General features: G+C 40.1%; 18 protein-coding genes. 10 read left to right on the plus strand and 8 right to left on the minus strand.

Annotated features, from left to right (window positions below; genetic code table 11):
• Nucleotides 1-15: 15 nt before the first annotated feature.
• Genes E2R51_RS00380 through E2R51_RS00390 form a run of 3 tightly spaced genes read left to right on the plus strand, consistent with a single transcriptional unit; the run spans nt 16 to nt 3,975 of the window.
• Nucleotides 16-891 carry a carbohydrate ABC transporter permease gene (locus E2R51_RS00380; RefSeq protein WP_133374945.1) on the plus strand — a complete coding sequence of 292 codons (876 nt, stop codon included), beginning with the start codon at nt 16-18 and terminating at the stop codon, nt 889-891.
• 22 nt (nt 892-913) lie between these two features.
• A complete protein-coding gene (locus tag E2R51_RS00385) occupies nt 914-2,521 on the plus strand; it encodes an ABC transporter substrate-binding protein (RefSeq protein ID WP_133374948.1) in 1,608 nt (535 codons plus the stop codon).
• A complete protein-coding gene (locus E2R51_RS00390; RefSeq protein ID WP_133374950.1) occupies nt 2,521-3,975 on the plus strand; it encodes a glycoside hydrolase family 32 protein in 1,455 nt (484 codons plus the stop codon). The genes E2R51_RS00385 and E2R51_RS00390 overlap by 1 nt, the downstream gene beginning before the upstream one ends.
• Before the next feature lie 122 nt (nt 3,976-4,097).
• Here E2R51_RS00390 and E2R51_RS00395 read toward each other — a convergent pair whose 3' ends face one another.
• Both E2R51_RS00395 and E2R51_RS00400 read right to left on the minus strand, forming a co-directional pair.
• Nucleotides 4,098-4,511, minus strand: coding sequence for a VOC family protein (locus tag E2R51_RS00395; protein WP_133374952.1), 414 nt, complete (start codon nt 4,509-4,511; stop codon nt 4,098-4,100).
• A 410-nt stretch (nt 4,512-4,921) separates the two neighbouring features.
• A complete protein-coding gene (locus E2R51_RS00400) occupies nt 4,922-5,521 on the minus strand; it encodes a cell wall hydrolase (RefSeq protein WP_133374954.1) in 600 nt (199 codons plus the stop codon).
• 275 nt (nt 5,522-5,796) lie between these two features.
• Here E2R51_RS00400 and E2R51_RS00405 point away from each other — a divergent pair, with 275 nt between their 5' ends.
• From E2R51_RS00405 to E2R51_RS00415, 3 genes are all read left to right on the plus strand, one after another.
• A complete protein-coding gene (locus E2R51_RS00405; RefSeq protein ID WP_133374956.1) occupies nt 5,797-6,270 on the plus strand; it encodes a GNAT family N-acetyltransferase in 474 nt (157 codons plus the stop codon).
• A 189-nt stretch (nt 6,271-6,459) separates the two neighbouring features.
• On the plus strand, nt 6,460-7,245 hold the full coding sequence (locus tag E2R51_RS00410) for a Cof-type HAD-IIB family hydrolase (RefSeq protein WP_133374959.1): 786 nt from the start codon (nt 6,460-6,462) through the stop codon (nt 7,243-7,245).
• A 266-nt stretch (nt 7,246-7,511) separates the two neighbouring features.
• A complete protein-coding gene (locus E2R51_RS00415) occupies nt 7,512-8,366 on the plus strand; it encodes a pirin family protein (protein WP_133376285.1) in 855 nt (284 codons plus the stop codon).
• 60 nt (nt 8,367-8,426) lie between these two features.
• Here E2R51_RS00415 and E2R51_RS00420 read toward each other — a convergent pair whose 3' ends face one another.
• Nucleotides 8,427-9,053, minus strand: coding sequence for an FMN-dependent NADH-azoreductase (locus E2R51_RS00420; protein ID WP_133374961.1), 627 nt, complete (start codon nt 9,051-9,053; stop codon nt 8,427-8,429).
• A gap of 55 nt (nt 9,054-9,108) precedes the next feature.
• Entirely contained in the window at nt 9,109-9,540 is a 432-nt protein-coding gene (locus tag E2R51_RS00425; protein WP_133374963.1) for a MarR family winged helix-turn-helix transcriptional regulator, read from the minus strand.
• A 187-nt stretch (nt 9,541-9,727) separates the two neighbouring features.
• Between E2R51_RS00425 and E2R51_RS00430 the strand changes: the two genes are divergently transcribed.
• From E2R51_RS00430 to E2R51_RS00445, 4 genes are all read left to right on the plus strand, one after another.
• A complete protein-coding gene (locus E2R51_RS00430; protein WP_133374966.1) occupies nt 9,728-10,123 on the plus strand; it encodes a nuclear transport factor 2 family protein in 396 nt (131 codons plus the stop codon).
• Nucleotides 10,124-10,332: 209 nt separating this feature from the next.
• On the plus strand, nt 10,333-10,671 hold the full coding sequence (locus E2R51_RS00435) for a PadR family transcriptional regulator (RefSeq protein WP_133374968.1): 339 nt from the start codon (nt 10,333-10,335) through the stop codon (nt 10,669-10,671).
• The gene (locus tag E2R51_RS00440; RefSeq protein ID WP_133374970.1) at nt 10,671-11,225 is read left to right on the plus strand and encodes a DUF2812 domain-containing protein; all 555 of its coding nucleotides are present in this window, start codon (nt 10,671-10,673) and stop codon (nt 11,223-11,225) included. The genes E2R51_RS00435 and E2R51_RS00440 overlap by 1 nt, the downstream gene beginning before the upstream one ends.
• 476 nt (nt 11,226-11,701) lie before the next feature.
• The gene (locus tag E2R51_RS00445; protein WP_133374972.1) at nt 11,702-13,558 is read left to right on the plus strand and encodes a M4 family metallopeptidase; all 1,857 of its coding nucleotides are present in this window, start codon (nt 11,702-11,704) and stop codon (nt 13,556-13,558) included.
• Nucleotides 13,559-13,613: 55 nt separating this feature from the next.
• On the opposite strand, the gene E2R51_RS00450 is transcribed toward E2R51_RS00445, so the two are convergent.
• From E2R51_RS00450 to E2R51_RS00465, 4 genes are all read right to left on the minus strand, one after another.
• Nucleotides 13,614-14,960, minus strand: coding sequence for a D-serine ammonia-lyase (locus tag E2R51_RS00450; RefSeq protein WP_133374974.1), 1,347 nt, complete (start codon nt 14,958-14,960; stop codon nt 13,614-13,616).
• 111 nt (nt 14,961-15,071) lie between these two features.
• Nucleotides 15,072-15,656: a tRNA 5-(aminomethyl)-2-thiouridylate-methyltransferase MnmM gene (gene mnmM, locus E2R51_RS00455; RefSeq protein ID WP_133374976.1), complete on the minus strand. Its 585-nt coding sequence runs from the start codon at nt 15,654-15,656 to the stop codon at nt 15,072-15,074.
• Complete coding sequence (gene mnmL, locus E2R51_RS00460; protein WP_133374978.1) at nt 15,653-16,618, minus strand: tRNA modification radical SAM protein MnmL/YtqA; 966 nt, start codon at nt 16,616-16,618, stop codon at nt 15,653-15,655. Before mnmL ends, mnmM begins: the two co-directional genes overlap by 4 nt.
• Nucleotides 16,619-16,999: 381 nt before the next feature.
• Nucleotides 17,000-17,644 (minus strand): hypothetical protein, encoded by a 645-nt coding sequence (locus E2R51_RS00465; RefSeq protein WP_133374980.1) that lies wholly within the window; start codon nt 17,642-17,644, stop codon nt 17,000-17,002.
• Between the last annotated feature and the right edge of the window lie 172 nt (nt 17,645-17,816).

Raw genomic sequence — 17,816 nt, forward strand, 5'->3', positions numbered from 1 at the left:
GAAAGGAGTGTAAGAATGAACAACTCAAGAAATGACCGTATTTTGCTGCTGATTAATAAAATACTGTTGACTGTCATCGTGTTAGTGATTTTGGTTCCGCTTCTATACGTCTTACTTGCTTCTTTTTTGCCGCCAAACGCTCTGCTCAGCAAAGGTCTGGCTATTTCATTCTCAGATTGGACGCTTGATGGCTACAAACGGATTTTTTCAGATGGAACCATTATAAGAGGTTTTATTAATTCCATCTTGTACGCCGGTGGTTTTACGATTGTTTCAGTTGTAGTAACGGTTCTTGCTGGTTACACATTATCTCAGGAAGGGCTGGTAGGAAAAAAAACCATCATGATCTTTTTCCTTGTGACGATGTTTTTCAATGGAGGGTTAATTCCCACCTACCTTGTTGTACGGGATCTGGGAATGCTGAATACAGCCTGGGCGATTATCCTTCCAAATGCAATATCTGTCTGGTTTATCATTCTTGCCAGAACCTATTTTAAAGGCATCCCAAATGAATTAAAAGAGGCTGCAAAAATTGATGGTGCTTCAGATTTTAAAATTTTCTTAAAAATCATCTTGCCTCTGTCAAAGCCGATCATATTTGTGCTTGCTCTTTACGCCTTTATCGGGCAGTGGAATGCTTATTTTGACGCGATGATCTACCTTGAAGATCAAGAGTTGTATCCACTGCAGCTGGTTTTGCGGTCAATTCTTATCCAAAATGAAGTGCAGCCCGGAATGATTGGGGATCAGATGGCCAGAGCTGAACTTCAGAGGATATCAGAAATGATCAAGTATTCTTCCATTGTCGTTGCCAGCCTGCCGTTAATCATTATGTATCCATTCTTCCAGAAATACTTTGAGAAAGGTGTCATGGTGGGATCATTAAAATAAAAAACGAAGTGAGGGGTTTAGTATGAAAAAAGTATTTAAAGCAGTCCTGCCGCTGGCCATTGGAGCGCTAGCTATAGCAGGATGCAGCAATAATAACCAAAGCGCATCGTCTGAGGATTATGAACTGTCGGATGTATCCTTCCCGTTGGAAGAACCCGTAACTTTGAAATTCATGACACAAAGCTCTCCCCTGGCCCCAGCCGACCCGAATGAAAAACTTATCTTTGAGCGTTTGGAAGATCAAACGGGTGTACAAATTGAGTGGAAAAACTACACCACCGATTCATTCGCTGAAAAAAGAAACTTAGCCATTGCAAGCGGAGAACATCCGGATGCTATTTTAAATGCCGCTCTGAATGATAATGAATTATTAAAGCTTGCTAAAGATGAGACGATTATTCCAGTAGAAGATTTGATTGAAAAATATATGCCTAATCTGCAGGAAGTGCTTGAAAAAGCACCTGAATATAAAACGATGATAACAGCACCTGATGGTCATATCTACTCGTTCCCTTGGATTGAGGAGCTGGGTTCCGGTAAGGAAAGCATTCACTCAGTAGATGCATTTCCATGGATTAATGTGGAGTGGTTAAATGAATTGGGCCTTGAAATGCCCACTACAACTGATGAATTAAAAGACGTGTTGGTGGCATTTAAGGAAAATGACCCTGCCGGTGATGGGAAAACAATACCTATGTCCTTTATCATAAACGGTGGAGGAGAAGATCTTTCTTTCTTATTTGGCTCATTTGGACTTGGTGATAACTGGGATCATACCGTCGTTACAAATGATGGTGAGGTAGTTCTCACTGCTGCGGACGAGGGGTATAAAGAAGCAATTATGTTCTTTAACGAACTTTATGAGGAAGAGCTTATGGATGTAGAAGCGTTCGAGCAGGATTGGAATACCTATCTTTCTAAAGGAAGGGAAGACCGTTATGGCTTGTATTTTACCTGGGATAAAGGAAATATTACCGGGATGAATGATAAATATGACCTTATGCCTGCACTCGTTGGGCCGGATGGACAAAAGAATGTAGCACGCACCAACGGAATGGGATTTGACCGTGGCAGAATGGTCATCACCAGTGCCAATCAGAATCTTGAATTAACTGCAAAGTGGATTGATCAGTTGTACGATCCGCTTCAATCAGTACAAGATAACTGGGGTACATATGGCGATGAAAACAAACAAAATATTTTTGAACTGGATGAAAGTACGAATATGCTTAAACATTTGCCGCTGGAAGGAACTGCTCCTGTTGAATTAAGAGAGCAAACCTCTATTGGAGGACCGCTTGCAATTCTTGATGAATACTACGGCACCGTTACCACAAAGCCGGACGATGCAGCATGGCGATTAGATCTGATGAAAGAAGTTATGGTACCGGATATGAAAGCGGACAATATCTTCCCCCGGGTATTTCTCTCAGTTGAGGATTCAGAGAGAATATCAACAATTGAAGCTGACTTGATTCCATATATTGAAAGAAAACGTGCAGAATGGATTACAAATGGTAAAGTAGAAGAAGAGTGGGCAGATTATTTGGAAGAACTAGAACGTCTGGGATTATCCGAATGGCTTAAAATTAAACAAACTGGATATGACCAGCATATGGAGGGCTTATAATGGTGATCAATTCATTAGAGAAATTCAGACCAAAGCTGCATTATGCACCGCAGAAAAACTGGATGAACGATCCGAATGGCTTAGTTTATTTTGAGGGAGAGTATCATCTTTTTTACCAATACAACCCTTATGACAGCAAATGGGGTCCCATGCATTGGGGCCATGCTGTCAGCAGGGATCTGATCAGCTGGGAAGAGTTAGACATTGCTTTGCATCCCGATGACAATGGCACGATTTTTTCAGGCAGCGCAGTAGTCGACTGGCATAACACTACCGGTTTTTTTCCGGACGAACCGGGCCTGGTGGCCATTTTCACCCATCATTTGGACAAAGAGGACGGAAACCCTCCGGTACAGACTCAAAGCCTGGCGTATAGTTATGATCATGGTAGAACGTGGACGAAGTACGATCAAAACCCGGTTCTTAAAGACGAATCAAAAATCGATTTCAGAGACCCTAAAGTTTTCTGGCATAAAGAATTTTCCCAATGGATTATGGCGCTTGCAACAGGTCAAAGCATTTCATTTTATTCGTCGCCAAATTTAATAGACTGGACGTTTAAAAGCGAATTTGGAAACGGCATCGGCTCCCATGATGGTGTATGGGAATGTCCTGATTTATTCAGATTGAAATCAGATGATACTGGGGAAGAAAAATGGGTTCTAATTGTCAGTATTGGTGATGATCCGGACCGTTTAATGGGCTCACGCACTCAATATTTCATTGGCTCATTTGATGGGGGTTCTTTTGCACCAGATCATAAGTCAATTAAATGGCTGGATTTCGGTAAAGACAATTATGCAGGAGTCAGTTTTTCCGATATTCCAGAAGAAGACGGCAGACGCATCTATATCGGCTGGATGAGCAACTGGCGATATGCCAACCAGGTTCCAACTGAGGGGTGGAGAAGTCAAATGACACTGCCACGAGAACTTTCGCTGCAAAAAAAAGGAGACAACTGGCAGCTTGTCCAGCTCCCGGTACAGGAGTTGAATTCATACTTCGCTAAAGCGACCCAAATTCCTGCGGGTGAAGTAGATGGAAGATCCTATTATTCCGTAGACGAATCGCAGGCGGAATTGACCCTGACAATCGAACAGAAAGATGCGGTGAACTACGGCATCATCCTTCACCATCGTGACAATCAGTCAACAACGATTACGATCCATTCAGCAGAAAAAGTGCTGGTTTTAGATCGTAAGCATTCAGGGGTAACCGATTTTTCAAAAATGTTTGGAGATATACAGAAAATAGATCTTGATAACAGTTCCACCCTGCAGCTGAGATTGATTGTGGATACGTCCTCGCTGGAGCTTTTTATTGATAACGGAGCCTATGCTTTGACGAGTTTAATTTATCCAGATCAGTCTTGTGAAGGAATATCCGTTTTCAGTACAGAAGGAAACATTAACGTGAAAGATGGTGTCATTTCAACGCTTAGTAAACAAATTTAATGATCGTCAGCTGCCCAGTTTTTATGGGGCAGCTGTTTTAAATTGTACAGCCTTTAACTACTAAATTCCTGATATTAAAAAGAGATAAGCAGCTTATCCCTGCTCATCCCCTTATCTGGATATTAGCCATCATAGTTAAACTGCCAGCTGATTCCGAATTTATCAGTTACCTGTCCATAAAGCCGGCTCCAGGAGGATTCCTGCAGCTCCATGTCAATTCTTCCGCCTTCTTGCAATTTGTAAAAGCAGGATTTGATTTGATCAGTATTTTTATTAACGAATGCCAGAGTGATATTGCTGCCTTGATTATACGGCATGCCCGGGAATGTATCTGAAAACATTACAGAAGTTCCGTCAATCTTTAACTGCGTATGCATAACCAGGTTTTTTGCCTCATCTGGCAGAGGATAATCCGGACTTGGCGGAATTTCTCCCATTGTCATGATCTTTTGTGTTTCTGTTTCAAATACCTCAGCATAAAATTCTACTGCTTCGCGGCAATTTCCATTAAATGATAGATAGGGATGTATAGGCATTATTTCACTCCTCTAAAATAGTTTGTATTTTCTGACTAAATTAAGTATAGCTCTATTTAACAGGATATACCATCAGTAATTGGGATAACTTTTGTTCTTATTTACCTAGTGAAGATAATATGAAATGATAGAAAAGTATATATGCAGGAGGTTGATGTAATGAACAAGTTTCTTATAAGTATCATTATAATAGCTGTTACATTCTTATTACTTGTTTCTCTTTTGTTGAATGCATCATTTTATTTTTATACGGACGAGATAAGGTCGCTGACCTCTCAGTGCAATGATCGGGACGGGGAAGTCAAGCTGGAAATTCATAATAATCTATCTGGGTCCTATTCTTTTGAATGTAAATTGAATAATAACTAATAACAAAAGCAGCAGGAAATAGATTCCTGCTGCTTTTGTTATTAGTTTGAAGCGAAAACGTGGTCGCCAATTCTGGAACTGATCGTAAGCTGGTCGACCCATTTGGATGTTGATGTTTCCGGATTAAAGAAAAATAGCGCTCCATTTGATGGGTCATACCCATTCATAGCATCCTTAGCAGCATCAATTGATTCCTGATCTGCATGTTTGGTAATTTGGCCATTTTGAACAGGCTCAAAGGCATAGATATTGCCGTTTCCATGCGTTTCATAAACAACTTCTTCAATGCTGTCTGGGAATTCATCACTTTCTACCCGATTTAAAATGACTGCAGCTACAGCCGCTTTTCCTTTGTATGATTCACCGCGTGCTTCAGCATGAACAAGGCGGGAAAGCAAATCTAGTTCATTTTCATTTAATTTTTCTTCACCAGTAGTTAATGTTTGTCCAGGATGAATAATGTTTCCGGAAAGACCGTTTGCCGTTTTTAATTGATCCACAGTTATACCGTATTGTTGGCTGATCTTCCATAAGGAATCTCCGCTTTTTACCTTATATTGTTGAGACGCTGCTTCTGTTGGTGCTGCTGGAAAAGAAAAGGCTGTTAAAGATACCAGTCCAGCAATAAGCCATTTTTTCATTTGAAAATAAACCTCCTATAAACAGTATGTTTTTTTCAACAATGGCTATGGTAACGTAAAAAAATATCCTTTTCATTAGTACGTTGTTAGCAATGGAGGAATAATGAGAATCCGGTACCAGAACCAGTTTCCAATGTAAATATAAAGAAATTTGTATCCGAATGTTACTTAGAGTAAAAAGGAAAAAGTTTTCATTTGATAAATAAAGGGAAAACACTTAAGGACACAGAGGGGATAAGCGTGCAGAGATATAAAACGAAATGAGGGAGAGCACTATGGACATTACTATACAGAAAGTAACAGAGGAAAATCGGGAAGAAGCAATAAAGCTTAGCGGAAAAGACAGCCAGCGAGACCTTGTTCCATCAGTAGCTGAATCGCTTTCTAAAATCTCTGAGAAACCAGATGGTGAAAATGTAACCTATCTTCCATTTGCAATTTATGAAGGCGACACGATGGTTGGATTTATCATGCATGCTTACGAGGAAGAAACCACTAATATGTATTGGATAAATGGATTTATTATTGATCAGCAATTTCAGGGTAAGGGCTATGGTAAAGCAGCTTTGACAAAGATGATCCATTGGATCAGAGACAACTTTGATCACTGTTCAGAGATCCGTTTAAGCGTTTCAAAAGAAAACGAGTCGGCCTATGAATTATATAAGAATTTTGGCTTTGTGGAAACTGGAGAGACTGTGGGAAAAGAAGATGTGCTGTTTCTTTCAGTACAAACAGCAAGTGATTAATGGGCAGGATTCTAATATGCGTAAAGGGGGCCATAAAATTTGGCCTCCCTTTTATTGATCGCAATTATCATTAAAAGATTTTTCTTCATTAAAAAAATGTAAATACTAACAGTCATGATTCATTATTTGATACGATAGCTAGTAGATTTTGAGTGCAATTAGAGGATAATAATACATAGAGGTGACACCATGACTGAAAAAAAGATGATATTTTTTGATATTGACGGAACACTGTTAGATCACGAAAAAAACCTTCCGCCTTCTACAAAGGAAGCAATTGAAACATTGAAGAAAAATGGGCATGAAGTGGCTATTGCAACAGGCAGAGCGCCCTTTATGTTTGAGGATCTGCGAAAAGAGCTGAATATTGACACCTTTATCAGCTACAATGGGCAGTATGTTGAGCATAAAGGAGAAGTCATCGTAAGCAATCCGCTTGATTATGAGAGTTTAAAGAAGCTGACAGAAGCTGCGGCTGCCAGAAACCATCCTTTAGTATACATGGGACAGGGTGAGATGAAGGCCAATGTGGAAGAGCATGACAATATTGTGGAGAGTTTCAATTCCTTAAAAGTAAAATCCTTTCCCACACATGATCCGGAATATTTCCATATGGAAAAAATTTATCAGACACTGCTATTCTGTGAAGGGCAGGAGGAGAAGTTTTATGAACAGGAATTTAATGCTTTTGACTTCATAAGATGGCATCCTCAGTCTGTAGATGTTATTCCTGCTGGCGGATCAAAAGCAAAAGGGATTGAGCGGGTCATTGAAATTTTAGGCGTTAAAATGGAAAATGTTTACGCGTTTGGCGATGGCTTGAATGACATTGAAATGCTTGCAGCTGTTGGACACGGTGTTGCAATGGGAAATGGCCGTGACGAGGCAAAGGAAGCAGCAAGATACACAACGAAGGCAGTAGATGAAGATGGCATTTTAAGCGGATTGAGATTGGTTGGGTTATTAAACGAGTAAGACTTTTAGACCGATGAAAACTGGTTTGCTCCTATTTTGGGTGGTGAATCAGTTTTTATTTTTTAGCTATGTTAAATTCGGTTGTTTATCTCTGCACACCGTTGATTGTCGTGGAACGCCTTCAGCGAAAATCAACGTCACGTTTACTATAGCCTGTTTTTTAAAAATTAAATACAACAAGTCGTTCTTCTTGGAGCTGAACAGACTCTCATTTATAATGGTTGTTATAGCAACTATTTAGCGCAAAGGAGACAGGAGCTGTGAAAATACTTCAAAGAGACGTAAAAGATCATTGGTATGTTCAATATGAAGAAGCCGCTTTTCCTTTTATACAGAAAGGGTGGGTTTTGCCTTTGGATAGATGGGCAGAGTTTGATCCGTTTATTTTAATGGCTGAAGACTGGTTTAAAAAAGGCGCATTCTCCGATCACCCGCACAGAGGATTTCAAACAATCACATATGTAATAGACGGCAGGCTTGAACACATCGATAACGGAGGGGGAAGAGACCGATTAGAACCTGGCGACGTTCAGTATATGAATGCCGGTTCTGGTGCAAGACACGCTGAGGAAGGGGTAGAAGACGATATTGCCCACACACTGCAGCTTTGGCTGAATTTGCCCAAGCATCTGAAAAAAACAGACAGCTTTTATCAAAACGTTTACAGTGAGGATGCACCTGAAGTCAATCTGGATGCAGGCAAGGTAAAAGTATTTTCAGGTGACATTGCCGGTGTCAAAGGACCACTGGAGTCCCTTGTTCCAATCACTTTAGCAGAAATCTCACTTGAAAAAGGAGCTTCTTACGTTCATTCCATACCTGAAAACCATAATGCTTTTGTTTATGAATTATCCGGAGACATGGAAATTGGTGAAAATAGAATACCTATTTCTAAGCATGGTGCAGCAACAGTAAGCTACAAAGAAGATGGGGATCCCTCTGTTCAAAGTGACCTCCTGCTGAAAGCGAACAGCAGACGCTGCAAGATCCTTGTCTATTCCGGTGCCCCTATTAAAGAAGAGATTGTTCCATATGGTCCTTTTGTCATGAATAGTATGGAAGAAATTAAACAGGCTTACCGGGACTATCAACAGGGCAAATTTGGACCTGCGGCTCGTTAATAGCTGATAAACAAAAATGCACAAGGATCAATGCGATCCTTGTGCTTTACTTTTATCAATTTAGAAAGCTCCAGCTGCAGCCGTAGCTTTTTGAAGTCCTTCTTTGATGATATCCTGAGCCTGATCCGGAAATTGATTATGTCCTTCTATGATGACGGAGGTAATGTCCTGAACACCCCAGAAGTTTAACATATTTTCAACGTAGTTCACTGCCATTTCAGTGGACTGTGCCGGACCTTCTGAGTAAACGCCGCCGCGGGCATTTAACAATGCAACTTTTTTATCTTCAAGCAGCCCGACCGGACCTTCTGCAGTGTAGCGAAATGTTCTGCCTGCCTGTGCCAGGTAGTCCAAATAGGTGTGCAGAACAGCAGGCACCGTGAAATTCCACAGCGGGAAGGCAAATACCACCTTATCTGCTTCTAAAAATTGATTTAAATACTGATTAACCAGAACAGTTGCTTCAGCTTCTTCAGAAGTAAGCTCCATGTTTCTGGATTGTTTAAACATGCCGTTAATCATCACAGCATCATAATAAGGCAGGTTTTCATGAAATAAATCAAGCTCAGTAATCGTATCTTCAGGATGTGTTTCTTTATAATTCTCAAGAAATTCATGATAAAGCTTCACACTTACCGATTGTTCGATTGGTCTGGAATTTGCTTTTACAAATAAGACGTTTGTCATGTCAATACCTCCATTTTTGTTGTTATAGCAACTATCAGATGACGAACATCCAAAGTTAAATCGATTGGACGTTAGCACTTATTTTTGAAAGTAATCTTTCCAATTCAATAAGCTCTTCTTTCGTAAGCCCGGTACACACCGTTTTATTAAATGCCTCAGCAACAGGAATAACTTCTTCCCCCAATTGCTTGCCGACAGGCGTTAGAAAAAGTCTTATTACTCGCTTGTCCTCATCGCAATGGCTCCGGTAAATAAACCCTTTTTGTTCAAGATTGGACGCCATTCTGGCAATATTTGTTTTGTCTTTTGTTAACTTTTGCACTAATTGATTTTGAGTCAGACCGTCTTTTTCCCAAAGCAGCATCATGATCAGATTTTGTTCAGGGGCCAGGTTATAGGCCTCTAGCTTTGTCTTGATAAAACCGGTTAAGAGCAAGTCTGTTTTGTGTATTTTAATGCTAATATAATCCTGAAAACTTAAGTTCAATTGAATCCTCTCCAATTAGTTGCTATACAAACTAATTATTGATTATAGATAGTGAAGGGGAAGTTGTCAAACCAAAAGATCTGTTATTTCAATAGATACCGCTGAATTGATACTTGAGGGAATCTAATGGATTTGAAATAATTGGTATGAAATATAACCGCGATTATAGTTAAAAGGGGATGAAGAAATGGAAACCAATTTAAAAGAACATTTAAGAATGTTAGAGGAAAGGCATACAAATATGGAAGTCCGCAAAAGTCGTAAAGAACTGGATAAAATTCTGGCTGATGATTTTTTTGAAATTGGAAGCTCAGGCTATTTTTGTGACAAAAAAGATTGTCTGGAAGACGGTGTCGAATTGACCGAAATGACCATTCATCATTATGAAATCCATCCTTTAGCTGTTGATGTCGTTTTGGCTACTTATGTAATTAATAATAAAACAAAAAATCGTCACACACTTCGCAGCTCGATATGGAAGAAAATCGATGGAAGATGGCAGCTTTATTTTCACCAGGGGACGATTACTCCTATGCAAGTGAATGAAATAACAGCTGACATAAAAAAGGCTGGTAGAATGTAAAAGGTGTTTTATTAGAACGAAGTGAGATTTATTAATGATCGTAAATAGTAATAGAGGAACATTTACTATGGAAGAATGAAAGCTATTCAACATAAAAATCACAAAACAGTATTAAAAAATAATAAAAAGGATTGACGCATATATCATTTAACGATATATTATATTTAATGATATATCGTTAAATGATATGAAAAGAAAAAGGTGATTAAATGGCAAGAAATGATTCGCTTGAAACAGGTGAATTAACAGATACCTCGTATTACATTTTATTATCATTAATGGAGCCGAGGCATGGTTATTTAATTATGAAAAACATAGAAGAAATGACAAAAAATCAAATGAAGATTGGACCTGCATCAATGTACACCACTATTAAGAAGCTTTTGTCAGCTGGATTGATCGAGCAATTTGGGGAAGAAATTGATAAGAGAAAGACTTATATTGCGACGGACCAGGGCGTTAGTTTATTAAAAAAAGATGTCTTAAGACGTGAAGAAATGGTCAGGCATGCGAAGCTTATTTTGAAACAGAAAGGAGAAGGGGAATAATGGGAAAGACGAAGTTTATCATGAGTGGTGGTTTGGCATTTGATGAGGAAAAGGACATGGAAAGGCTGGCTAAACTGGCACGAAAAGGTTGGAAGTTTGACCGTTTTGCATTCATGGGTTATCGATTGAAAAAAGCAGAACATCGAGAGGTTCAGTATTCACTGGATTACTGCACTGAGGCTGATTCTGATTATTTTTCATACTTCGAAGAGGCTGGCTGGGATCATGTTGGTTCTTCAGGAAACTATATCCATTTATTCTGTGCATCTAAAGGAACAGCACCGATATACTCTGATAGGGAAACAACGATTGAAAAATATGATAACGAAAAAAAGATGATGAAAAAATGGACTCTTATCATGTTGCTGGTCACTTTTTCCTTTATGATATTTCTATTTACGTTTAACTCATTCCCTGTGTTTAGCAACGTAAAGGCAGTGATGAATAGTGTGCTGACCATTATGCTTGGTTTATCATTGATTGGATTGATTTTTACTGGATTGCCATATTTGGGATATTTATATCGAGTGAATAAGTTGAGAAGACATGGATAGAAAATAAATTTAAATGAACCCTTTTAAGGTGCTTTTCTTAATTTGAAAAGTGCTTTTTTTATGCTATCAGGTTATTTCACGATAAATATATAAAATAATTAATAAATAATTTATTTAAATCTATCCTTATTATCCATAAAGTATAAAAATTATAGGTATATAATACTATTATTTATAACTGCCTGCTATTTTATATCAACCTAAACTACTAATTTAATGAAAATATTTCACTATATATAGGATCAAATAATCACAAACAGTAATATATACTTATGTATTTTACGGTATATTAAGGTATTAAGTCCTATTATATATTGTCGAATATCAGTATATCTATTCCAAAATATTGTCTAAATACTAAAAATAGTCAGAATTATCCGTTTACCTTCCTATTTGTTTACATTACAATTAATCTGGTGATATATCGGGATCCGGTATTTTCGCTATACTAAATAGGTAGAAGGGAAGGATTGCATTTGAAAAAGATTTTTATTCTCGCGGCAGCATTACTGCTTATTTTTGCCGGTCTTTTCGCTGGAGCACCGTCATATGAGGCAGCGAACTCATTACAGGAGTTCCAGAGTAAAGGGAAAGTAAGGGTAGTTGATAATGGGAATGAACAAGGTCCGCCATCGTTTGTAGCTGGAACCTTGTCAGAGAAGCAAGTGAAAGCAGACGGGCAGACTGCAAAGAAATTTCTGGGCAGCCACAAGGATTTCTTTAAAATGAATCAGCCTGAAAAAAATTTAAAAGAAGTACGAACGGCTGAGGATGATCTGGGTATGACCCATGTTCGCCTTCAACAAACAAAAAATGGCATTCCAGTTGATCGAAATGAACTGAATGTCCATTTTAACGAAGAAAACGTGGTTACAACCGTGAATGGCAGCTACGATGTAAAAGTAGACAGCTTGGATATCAAGACGACTCCGTCAATTCAGGCAGACAAAGCAGTTGCTAAAGCGAAGACGGCTGTAAAAGCCCCAGCTGATGTTCCGGTTGAATCTTCTGAATTGATTATCTACCCGCTTGAAGAAGAGTACTACCTGGCCTACCGGGTAAACCTGGAGTTCTTTGAAGGGGAACCTGGAAACTGGTTTGTGTATGTAGATGCACAGAATGGCAAAGTGTTAGATAAATTTAATGCTGTAACCGGCCTTGGTTTCTTTGATGACATTCTCGAATCAAATGCAGTAGAAGGTTCTTCCGCCCTTAGTTCAGTTCAAGGGAAAACAGCGAGTGAAAGTCATCATCCAGGCAAGTTAACGGCAGCCAGAGGATCTGGTCTGGGAACGATAGGAATCACAAAACTATTAAATCTTTCACGTACTACCATTCCGAAACCGGGAGAAGGTCCAAGGTTTTATTTGGCTGATTATACAACCCGTCAGATGGACGGAATCTTTACATACAACATGAAAAACACAGCCAACCAAATCTGGTTGTATTCGAATAGCAGCGCTTCCTGGAAAGATGTTGAGTACTCTGGTGACAGCAGTTCATGGGAAAAAGTGGGGCAGGGGCCGGCAGTTGATGCACATTCGAATTCGCGAATTGTGTACGACTATTTCCTGGACAAGCACGATCGTAATTCCTTAGATGATAACGGAATGGCAATCCGTTCACGGGTCCATTACGGAACAGCTTATAACAATGCATTTTGGAGCAACGGAATCGAAATGATGACCTATGGAGACGGTGACGGCAAGCAGTTCATTCCGCTTGCTGCGCTTGATGTAACCGCACATGAAATGGTTCACGGAATCACGCACTACAATGGCGGCTTGCGTTACCGCTTTGAGACAGGAGCCATTAACGAAGCATTCTCTGACACATTTGCTACTATTGTAGACGACAGCAACTGGGATGTTGGTGAAGATATTATGGGATCTGAATGGTTAGCAAATGGTAGAACCGCTTTAAGAAGCAATGAGGATCCAGGCAAGTTCCCGACGGGTGCCGTTTACTGGCCATATAGTATTGACGGTGAAGGCCGTTACCCTGCGCATATGGATGAGTACTACTATCTGCCAGGCAATATGGATAATGGAGGCGTGCACATTAACTGTACAATTCTTCAGCATTCTGCTTACCTGGTAGCAGAGAAATACGGAATGGGCAGAACGGTAGTGGCGGATACTTGGTACCGTTCTTATGACTACCTGCATTATGATGCTTCTTTTGCAGAATTTCGTGAAGCAATTCTTCAGTCTGCAATCGATCTTTATGGCGAGGGCAGCGAAGAACACAATGCATTCCTTGCCGGTTTTGAAGACGTTGGTCTTTATGAAGGCTGGTCAGTTGAGGACAATCCAAGAGCGCCTAAGTTCTAAAAAAATAATAAAAAACAGTGCCATTCCTATGAATGCGCACTGTTTTTTTATAATGCTATTTTTTTCCTGAGTCGTATCCCTTTTGATAATATTGATTCATAATCTCTTCAGGAACCATGCTTCCGCCAGTTCCCCAAATAACATGAGTGCTATTATTCATTTTTTCCTTTAAATGATGATCCTGCAGGTAGCCGGTTCCTTCAGTAAGAAGCTTTTCCGGTCCAATCATGCCTGCAAGAGCGGAAGGTTCTAAGTGAAAACCTTCTGTGTCTGCTAGTGCTGTAAGCATTTTGTACAGCTTTTTATCACTTACTGTGTAGCTTCCGCTTAAAATGGATTCCATCATTTTTCCTGCAAATCCAGAGGGCCTTCCTACAGCTAAACCATCCGCCTCCGTAACATTATCAATGCCAACATCCTGTACAGATATCTGGTCATGAAGCCCGGTTAGCAAACCTATGAGCATGCATGGAGAGTGAGTAGGTTCTGCAAAGAAACAGTGCACATGATCCCCAAACAGCAATTTCAGCCCAAATGCAACGCCCCCCGGGCCCCCTCCTACACCACATGGCAGATAAACAAATAAGGGGTGATCTTCATCAATTTTGATCTCCATTTGCTCCAGCTGTTTTTGTAAACGGGAGGCCGCAACTGCATAACCCAGGAATAAATCGCGGGAACTCTCATCATCAACAAAATAGCATCTGGGATCTTTAGCTGCCTGAAGCCGGCCTTCTTCCACCGCTTTACTATAATCATCAGCATATTCAATCACGTCTACTTTTTTACTTCTAAGCAAATCTTTTTTCCATGTTTGTGCATCAGCTGACATATGAACAGACACATTAAATCCCAGCTTGGCACTGATAATGCCTATACTGAGGCCCAGGTTTCCAGTTGAGCCTACTGCAATGGAATACTGTGAAAAAAAGCTGCGAAATTCCTCATTATCTATTATCGAGTAATCATCTTCAACTTTCAGCATCCCATTGTGCAGTGCTAAATCTTCAGCATGCTTCAAAATTTCATAGATTCCGCCCCGGGCTTTAATAGAGCCAGATATAGGAAGGTGACTATCACATTTTAGAAGCAATTCACCTGGAATCCCTTGATGAGTGTCCCTTTCAATGAATTGTTTCATGGTGGGAATCCTCGCAAGCGGCGATTCAATCAGCCCTTTTGCTTCTTTTGTTTCAGGAAAAGCCTTTGCAAGATATGGCGCAAAACGCATCAGCCTATTCTCGGCATCGTTAACATCTTGCTGTGAAAGTGTGGCTTTTTTAATTCCAATTGGATATTTTTCCAGCTTTGGATTGATCCAAAATGATTCCTGCAGTGAAATCAGTTGATTCAGCAGAGGATATTCATTCTTTAAAGCTTGTATCTCTTTTTTCTCTTTCATCTTTGTGACCTCCCATATAATTGAAGGAAATTGCTTGTATCATTACCTCACGAATGCCTGTTGGATATAACCAGGCAACACTAATAAAGCAAAAAGCCAGCCCAAAAAGGACTAGCTTCTAACCCCTCGTTTCTCAATTGCTACCACAAAAGGAGAGGGGGTCTGTGTATTCATAAACTGATAGCGCAGTACATGAGCCTGTTCACTATCGATTGTCTGCACAAAACGCAGCAGGTAGTCGCGTTCCACGGCACCTTCAGGATGACCATGATAGATGACAAGTACAATGATTCCGCCAGGCTTTACCATGTCCATTAGCTTTTCGACTGCTGTGATGGTGGTTCTTGGACGTGTAATAATACTCTCGTCTCCGCCTGGCAAATAGCCAAGGTTAAAAACGGCTGCCGCAATCGCTCCATCATGAACAGGGGGGATTGCCTGGTCTACCATTTCGTGTCCGTGCTGAAACAGCAATACCCGGTTTCGCAGCTCATGTTCTTCCAATTTAGCAGCGGTTTCGTCAATCGCTTCTTTTTGTATGTCAAAACCGTATACACGGCCGTTTTCGCCAACAAGCTGTGCTAAATATAATGTGTCATGGCCGTTGCCGACTGTGGCATCAATCACTACATCACCCTTTGAAACAGCCCGTTCCAGCAGGGTTCGTGCATATGGCAGAATGCGGTCCAGATTCATTGTTGTGAAGTCACCTCTTTGGTATAGTTTTTCCCCTGGTAGGATCCTCTTTTAATAAGTTCCTGATCAATATCATTTAAGACGCTCCATTTATCAACACTCCACATGGGACCAACCATAATGTCAATAGGTCCGTCACCAGTTATGCGGTGGATGATCATTTCAGGTGGCAGAATCTCCAGCTGATCGACAACCAGATTAACATAATCCTCCTGTGTCAAAAATTCAAGGAGTCCTTTTTCATATTGTTTTACCATAGGAGTCCCTTTTAATAGATGCAACAGATGGATTTTAATCCCTTGGACATCCAGTTCAGCGACCGCCTTAGCGGTTTCCATCATCATGCTGTAATTTTCCTGGGGCAATCCGTTAATGATATGGGAGCATACACGAATTCCGCGGCTGCGCAGCTTCTCAACGCCTTCTTTATAGCAGTCAAAATCGTGTGCCCGGTTGATAATATTGGCTGTGGATTCATGAACGGTCTGCAGACCAAGCTCCACCCATAAATATGTACGCTCATTTAGTTCTGCTAAATAATCCACCACATCGTCAGGAAGACAATCAGGGCGTGTTGCAATTGATAAGCCCACTACATCATCAAGTTTAAGAACCTGTTCATATTTTTCCCGAAGCACTTCAACTGGAGCATGCGTATTCGTGAAGGCTTGAAAGTAAGCCATGAATTTTCCGTCTTTCCATTTTCGGTTAGCCCGATCTCTTACCGAATAAAATTGAACGTCAAGCGGATCCACCCGGTTTCCGGCAAAATCACCTGACCCTGCTGCACTGCAAAATGTACAGCCTCCATGAGCAACTGTGCCATCCCGATTGGGACAGTCAAAGCCGCCATCAAGAGCGATTTTAATTACTTTATGACCAAAGTGATTGCGTAAATGATAATTCCAAGTATGATATCTTTTTTCATCAGCTGCGTAGTGAAATGGATTCGTTTGAGCCATTAACCAGCCCTCCTTTTACATGACTGAACCTTTTAAAAAAGTCCTAGCCTATAGCGCATTCTATCATGATCAAATCCTACATACCAATGTCAAACAGACCAGATGTGAAAATTGCCGCGAAGGTAAGAGGTTAATTTCCTGTTTTTGGTGAAAAATTTAAATAAATTTGATGCTAGACACTGTTTCCCCGTACAGCAATGACGAGAATGAATCGATCAATGGACCCTAGCCGCGGATAGAGACAAGATAGGCTTCGATTGAAAGGAAGAACCTGCGGATTGGGGGAATGAGGCTTCAATTGGACGGAATAACCCGTGGAAAAAGGCAAGTAGTCGTCTTTTTCCACGGGCATGTGAAATGCATATTTACAATACGGTAGTGTCATTGCTGATCGAACATTACTTTATCTGCTAAACCGCCATCATCCCGTATTTCAAACGTTCCCATTTTCCCTGGTTCAACAAGAATGGCGATTCCTTTTACTTCATGTTGTGAAATATCACCTGTATTATTTGTATATTCGACCTGAGAAGTAAAGGCATAATGATTGGGTGAGTTTTCATTTTCACTTTTAGTCACCTGTATATCACTGACATTCATTTTATATTGGACATCTTCATCAAAACCTAAGTATCCATAGTGATAACGAAAAGCAAGAGCCTGAGGAATAAGGTTTTCGAAAGCATCTTCCGTAAAGTAAGGTCCATACATTTCTTTTACTAAGTCCTCGTATGCAAGCCACTCATCTGAGACACCGGATGGAACGCCATCCACTACTTCATTCGCTTCAGGTGAGCCGCTGCCTATGTCGGTCATTTTTTTATCAATGTTTTTGACAACTTCCACATATTCCTCATTTGGAACGTTGAGCTCTGTTTTAAGAACAGCTTCGACTGCTTCTTTATTTTTATCTTCTGTCGAGACGGCTTCTTCATTTTGGGTTCCAGGGTTTTCTTCCGAACAGGCAGCGAACAGGAGACATGAACAAAGTAAGATTAATAGGCCTGCTGTTTTTTTAAAATGCATAATAATTCCCTCCTAATTTTATCTTTTAAAAAATTTCCTGTTACCTAAAATACGAACTGAAAACTGAAAAGTTTCATTTTTCTATATTTTCTATAATTACACAACTAAATGAGCAACCATAGGGAAAAAGCATAAGAAAAATTGTATAAAAGAAGGAATTTGCCTATGTTTA

Origin of the sequence: Jeotgalibacillus sp. S-D1 (assembly GCF_004358665.1) — a bacterium.
Taxonomy (GTDB): Bacteria; Bacillota; Bacilli; order Bacillales; family Jeotgalibacillaceae; genus Jeotgalibacillus.